The 6,186-nt window shown below is 37.7% G+C and carries 8 protein-coding genes and 1 pseudogene; all 9 read left to right on the forward strand.

Translation table 11 applies throughout. The features are described from left to right. The first annotated feature begins 1 nt into the window (after position 1). Positions 2–502 (forward strand): metallophosphoesterase, encoded by a 501-nt coding sequence (locus PHC29_05660; protein ID MDD5108975.1) that lies wholly within the window; start codon positions 2–4, stop codon positions 500–502. Beyond that, positions 502–978: an HIT domain-containing protein gene (locus PHC29_05665; protein MDD5108976.1), complete on the forward strand. Its 477-nt coding sequence runs from the start codon at positions 502–504 to the stop codon at positions 976–978. The genes PHC29_05660 and PHC29_05665 overlap by 1 nt, the downstream gene beginning before the upstream one ends. Continuing rightward, the gene (locus tag PHC29_05670; GenBank protein MDD5108977.1) at positions 962–2,116 is read left to right on the forward strand and encodes a deoxyguanosinetriphosphate triphosphohydrolase; all 1,155 of its coding nucleotides are present in this window, start codon (positions 962–964) and stop codon (positions 2,114–2,116) included. The genes PHC29_05665 and PHC29_05670 overlap by 17 nt, the downstream gene beginning before the upstream one ends. Continuing rightward, positions 2,076–3,149 (forward strand): HD domain-containing protein, encoded by a 1,074-nt coding sequence (locus PHC29_05675; protein MDD5108978.1) that lies wholly within the window; start codon positions 2,076–2,078, stop codon positions 3,147–3,149. Before PHC29_05670 ends, PHC29_05675 begins: the two co-directional genes overlap by 41 nt. A gap of 7 nt (positions 3,150–3,156) precedes the next feature. Next, a complete protein-coding gene (locus PHC29_05680; GenBank protein ID MDD5108979.1) occupies positions 3,157–3,603 on the forward strand; it encodes an SPOR domain-containing protein in 447 nt (148 codons plus the stop codon). Positions 3,604–3,613: 10 nt separating this feature from the next. Next, positions 3,614–3,751: pseudogene (locus tag PHC29_05685) on the forward strand (small basic protein). A gap of 218 nt (positions 3,752–3,969) precedes the next feature. Next, entirely contained in the window at positions 3,970–4,755 is a 786-nt protein-coding gene (locus PHC29_05690) for an SH3 domain-containing protein (GenBank protein MDD5108980.1), read from the forward strand. Further along, positions 4,752–5,048, forward strand: a complete 297-nt coding sequence (locus tag PHC29_05695) for a site-2 protease family protein (protein ID MDD5108981.1) — start codon at positions 4,752–4,754, stop codon at positions 5,046–5,048. The genes PHC29_05690 and PHC29_05695 overlap by 4 nt, the downstream gene beginning before the upstream one ends. A gap of 59 nt (positions 5,049–5,107) precedes the next feature. Further along, on the forward strand, positions 5,108–6,186 hold a 1,079-nt coding region (gene aroB, locus PHC29_05700), incomplete at its 3' end, for a 3-dehydroquinate synthase (GenBank protein ID MDD5108982.1).

The raw sequence follows: 6,186 nt of genomic DNA on the forward strand, positions 1-6,186 counted from the left end.
ATTGAGAATAGGAGTAATTTCGGATACGCATATTCCCGATAGGTCTGAACATATTCCTGAAGTGGTATTGAATGCTTTTAAGCATGTGGATTTGGTCGTTCATGCTGGAGATATAGTGAATTTAGAAGTAATTAATGAATTGAAGTTGGTATGTCCAAAAATAATTGCCGTAGCTGGAAACATGGATTCTCAGGCGATCGTGAAGAATTTTCCGGTAAAGGATGTCTTTGAAATATCGGGCCTAAAGTTTGGTATTATGCATGGTTATGGATCGCCAATGAATCTTATTGATGTGCTCAAAGATTCTTTTAAAAAGGAGAAGCCGGATGTTATAATTTTTGGGCATTCACATGAAGCTATGAATAAGTATTTGGATGGCGTATTGTTTTTTAATCCCGGTAGCGCTACTGACTGCTTGTCAGCAGAAGCTTCCTATGGGTTAATTGAGATAGAGGATAGCCAACAAGGCCATAAGATTAACGCTAAAATAATTAAAATTTGATGGATAGACTTTGGGCACCATGGAGGTTAAATTACTTAAGTGGCAAAAGAAAAGAGAAAGGTTGTATTTTCTGCCATGCCAAAATTGACAGTACCAACGATTATGTTATTTTTAAGACGAAAAAATCCATATGTTTACTCAATAGGTACCCATATAATAACGGCCACGTTATGATTTGTCCTTTGAGGCATATTAATGATATAACAAAATTGACTGAAGAAGAGATTATTGATTTATTTAAATCTCTAAACCGAACAAAGGGCCTTTTGCAGAAAGTTTTAAAGCCTCAAGGCTATAATATAGGTTTGAACCTTGGGAAAGTTGCAGGGGCTGGGATTACTGGCCATTTGCATTTACATATTGTACCCCGTTGGTTAGGGGACAAGAATTTTATGCCTTTGATTTCCGGTACAAAGGTAATTTCGGAGTCGCTGGATGAGTTAGTTAAACGCCTAAAAAATGCCATCAACAAGTAAAATCGAAGAATACGAATCAAAATTTTTGGCTCCTTATGCCAGTAAGAGCTGTAATTCACGTGGACGCGCGCATAAAGAGGAAGAGCATTCTTATCGCTCATGTTATCAACGTGACCGGGATCGTATTATTCACTCCGCTGCTTTTAGGAGGCTTGAGTATAAAACTCAAGTTTTTGTAAACCATGAGGGTGATTATTACCGTACTCGTCTGACACATAGTATTGAGGTTTCCCAGATTGCCCGTACCATTGCCTGCGCACTAAGTTTGAACATGGATTTGACAGAAGCTATTGCTCTGGCTCATGATTTAGGGCATACTCCATTTGGGCACTCCGGAGAAGAAGTGCTTAATGAATTAATGATTAAGTTTGGCGGGTTTAATCATAATCTTCAAGGCTTAAGAGTAGTTGATTATCTGGAAGAGCGTTACCCGGATTTTCCAGGTTTGAATTTGAGTTGGGAGGTAAGAGAGGGGATAGTTAAACATTCCTCAGTTTTTGATATCGCGGTTAAAATCAAGGAGTTTTTCCCCAAAAGGATGCCTTCGTTAGAAACTCAGTTGGTCGACGCTGCTGATGAAATAGCCTATGATAATCATGATTTAGACGATGGTTTGACTTCAGGTTTGATAAAAGAAAGCGACCTAGAGGATTTGCAGATATGGAAAGAAATAAATCGCCAAATCAACGCCAAATATGCTAAAATTAACCCCAATTGCCATAAATACCTGATTATTCGAGGCTTGATTGATTTGCAGGTTACTGATTTAATCCGGAATACTCAATCGGAGATCTTGCGGCTGAAAATTAAGAAATATACCGATCCTTATAAGGTTGATTTTAAGATAGTAGATTTTAGCAAGAAGATTAAGGAATTAAGGAAGCCTTTGCGGCAGTTCCTGATGCAGAAGCTCTATAAGCATTATCGGGTTATGCGTATGAGTATTAAAGCAAAACGTTTCATCAGGGAATTATTTTGTGAATACCTTTTGCGTCCTGAGCAGTTGCCTTCTGATGTGCAGCTTAGGATTCCTAAGGAAGGAGTAAGACGGGTAGTTTGTGATTATATTGCCGGAATGACTGATCGGTATGCCTTAGATGAATACAAAAAACTATTCAACCCCTACGAAAAAGTATAGGTTTTTAATTTCGGCGGTGCATAGTATTTACCGCCTGCTCAACTCCACTTATGGTGTTAATGAGTTGATTTGCCGCATGGGCCGGCTGTTTTGTCAATTTTTTAATGCTCAGTATTGCCAGATCATTCTATTAGATTCTAGTAAAAAATATTCTAGTGTTGGGTGTGTAATTAGTGATAATAAGAAATGTGTAGTTTCTAATAAGAAAAAGATAAATGGCAAAATCGAAGAAAAAATTCTCAGGCATGCATCTGTAATTAGAAAAGGAAATCTTTTAGGTATTCCGCTTATCTGTGAAGACATGATGGGCCTTATTATTATAAAACGCACTAAAACCAATCAGCCGTTTGATATCTTTGACCAGGAGATGCTTATGACTATGGCAGAGCAGGCGGTTGTTGGAATAAAAAACTTACAACTTTACGAGGAGCAGCAGCGGATAGTCTTAGGTAGCATAAAATCTTTAGTTACGCTTTTGGATACCCGGGTTTCCAGGGAATATACGCATTCACCGCATTTTAGCAAGCTGGTCTGCGCTTTAGGCTGCGAAGTCCATCTCAATGATAAACAACTTGAGAGCCTTAAATATGCAAGCCTTTTGCATGATGCCGGTAAAGCTGGCATACCAGCTGAAATCTTAACTAAGACCACCAAGCTTACCGATGAAGAATATGATATTATCAAGAAACATCCAGTTAAGGGTGCGCAGATTTTAAGGCCTTTGCAGGTACTGCGTCCGGCTATTCCGATTATTATGTATCATCATGAAAAATATAACGGAACAGGTTATCCATCTCATCTTAAAGGATGCCAGATACCTTTAGGAGCTCGTATCATGTCGGTAGCCGATGCTTTTGAAGCGATGGTTTATGGCCGGCCGTATCGCCAGAGAATGAATATTACTTCAGCTATCCGGGAAATTAAGAAAAAAAGCGGTATTCAATTTGATCCTAAGATAGTTGAGGCCTTTTTAAAAGTGATAAAGAAATTTAATAAAAGAATTTATTTGAAACAAGATAACCCTAAATTATAAAAATTTTATGGCTGAAAATCAAGATTCTCAGCAATCTGAGCTTTTTACTCAGGGCTCTAATACTGGTGGACATTATAAGGGGCATCTTTGGCATAAGTTATTCTTTTTACGTATCCGGGTTTATGAAAAAATTATTCTTCTGATTATGGGCTTGAGTTTGGCCAGCATTATTTCTTTTTCCATTGGCGTAGAAAGAGGAAAGCGAATTGTTTTTACAGAAACTAATAATGCCGGCCCATATACCTATACTATTCAGGTAGCTGCTTTTAAAAACAGGGCGCTTGCTTTGAGCCATGCTCAGTTTTTGACAAAAGAAGTAATGGCTCCAATGGTTTTTACTAAAGGAAGTTATGTTATTTTGTGCGTAGGCAAATTTTCTAATCAAGAGAGCGCGCAACCTTTGCTGACTCAGCTGCAAAAAACCTACGCTGGTTGCCGCATAAGGAGGTTATAAAAACATGTCAATGCATCCGTCATTAACTATTTCGGAAAAGGACAAGAAGGTCCGCTCGGTATTGAAACGTTCTGAGCGCATAAAACTGATGCAAGAAAAAAGTAAATGGCAGCAAGGTGATTCGGTTTATGGCCTTCCGAAGCTCAAATCTTTAAGGATTAAGATTAAAAAGGAAAAAGTTGAAAAAGCTGAAAGCGCAACTGCGCAGGCTGCTACACCAGCAGCTGGTGCTACTAAAGAAGCTGCCAAAGCTGCTCCTAAAGCTGCCGCCAAGGCTCAAGAGAAGAAATAAAATTTGATTATAAGCTTTAAGCTGTAAGTTTTAAGCTATAAGCTTAAGGGTTATCGCTTGCAGCTTACTTAAATATGCCGTTAAACCTTAAATATAGGGTAACTTTTATTATTTTAGTTATTTGTTTTGTATGGTCCATTGTTGCCTTTGGGGCTGATGCTGTTGTTTTCAAAGGACAGGTCAACACAGAAAATATAAATGTGCGGGTTGATGCAACGGTAAGCTCTGCTATAATTTGTGGTCTTTCTAAATGGGAGTTGGTAGAGGTTATCTCAGAGAGCTATGATTGGTACAAGATTCGCCTACCAAAAGAAGCGCCTTCATATGTAAAAGAAGACCTGCTTGAGTGTCTTAATTCTGATACGGTAACTAATCCAGGAAGATGCCTTAGTGCCAAGGTGATTAAAGACAGAATAAATATCCGGTTGGAGCCAAGTGAATCTGCTTGGATATTAGGGAAAGCTAATAAGTCAACCGTAGTTAGTATTTTGGGTAAAAAAGGAGACTGGTATAAAATTCAACCAATTTATCAAAGTTATGGATGGGTAAATAAAAAATTTATCAGTAAAGAAATAAAATTCTCTCAAAAGAAAGAACTCCCGGATTTACCTGTTAAAGATATTCAATCTCCAGATTTTTTGGTTGTTGAAGGTATGGTTAGCCCATACGGGGTAGTGTTATGGCGCAAAGCCACGCATAAATTAGTTACTCATGAGAGCAAGATTTATTTATTAAAAGGAGACCGTAAAGCCTTAGATAGCCTCAATTATCATAAGGTTAAAGTTACCGGGAAATTAATCAGCCCGGCTCTAGCTAAGTATCCTATTATTCAGATCGATATTGTCGAGGCGTTGAGTTGAGCTTCTTAAGCTTAGTTATTTATTTTACCATATCATTTTCACTTTTATTGATCGCCATGACTGTGCATGAATTTGCACATGGTTTGACTGCTTATAAGGATTCTACGGCTAGTTTAAGTGGCCGTTTAACTTTGAATCCGCTGGCGCATATCGACCCATTCTGGACATTTCTTTTACCGTTCATACTTTTTATAACTACAAGCGGGCGTTTTGTTTTTGGCGCGGCCAAGCCTGTTCCTATAAATTACTGGGCCCTGAAAAATCCTAAAAGAGATATTATTAGGTGCTCTTGACCGCATACTTTGGCCGTTGGTCAATTTTGTGATTAGTATAATGGGAGTAAATTTTTAATATGCGTAAAGCCAAGGTTAATTTGGGTAAACGAACTTATTCAATAATAATTGGAAGTGGTATTCTTAGCCAGCTTGGGGTATTTTTAAAGAAGCTAGATATCGGCACAGGCGCCTTTATTATTACCAACAAATTTTTAAAAAACAAATATGGTTCTAAGTTAGCCAGGGTTTTGTCGAATTCGAATTTTAGCTTTCATTTTCAGGTTGTTGCCGATAGCGAGAAAAGTAAATCTATCCAAACAGCAGGCAACGTAATTAGGAATCTGTCTAAGTTTGACAAAAAGAAAAGAATTTTTATTATTGCTTTTGGCGGAGGAGTTATAGGAGATTTATCGGGTTTTGTGGCCTCAGTTTATAAGCGGGGGACTAGTTACGTGCAGATTCCGACAACTCTGCTTGCCCAGGTAGATTCTAGTATTGGCGGTAAAACCGCCCTCGATCTGGATTTGGGCAAAAACTTAGTCGGTGCAATTTATCAGCCAAGATTAGTATTTAGTGATATCGATTTTTTAATGAGTTTGGATAAAAAACAGCTCTCAAGCGGGATGGCCGAGGTTATAAAATACGCGGTGATTAAAGATAGAAGGCTTTTTAATTACCTGGAAGATAAATATAAATATATAATTGAAGGCAACCCGAATGCGCTTGAAAAAATAGTGGCTAGCTGTAGCCAGATTAAGGCAAAAATTACTAGTTCTGATGAAAAAGAAGATTTAGGACAGAGGACAATTCTTAATTTTGGCCATACGATTGGGCATGCTATTGAGACTGCGGGTGGATATCGAAAGTATAATCATGGACAGGCAATAGGCTTGGGAATGATTGCCGCTATTAATTTAAGTGTTAGATTAAAATTAATCGATAAAAAATTATCGGCAAGAATTGAAGATTTGATTAAGCTTTACGGTTTGCCTTACAGATTAAAGGGAGTATCTATCGATAAGATTATTAAAGCGCATTATCATGATAAGAAATTTTCAGGTAAGGAAAATAAATTTGTGCTAGTCTGTGGTATTGGAAAGACTAAAATTGTACGTAATATAAGCCTGGATTTAATAAGAGAGGCAATTAAAAAGCT

It is taken from the genome of Candidatus Omnitrophota bacterium (genome assembly GCA_028712255.1).
In the GTDB taxonomy this organism is placed as follows: domain Bacteria; phylum Omnitrophota; class Gorgyraeia; order Gygaellales; family Profunditerraquicolaceae; genus UBA6249.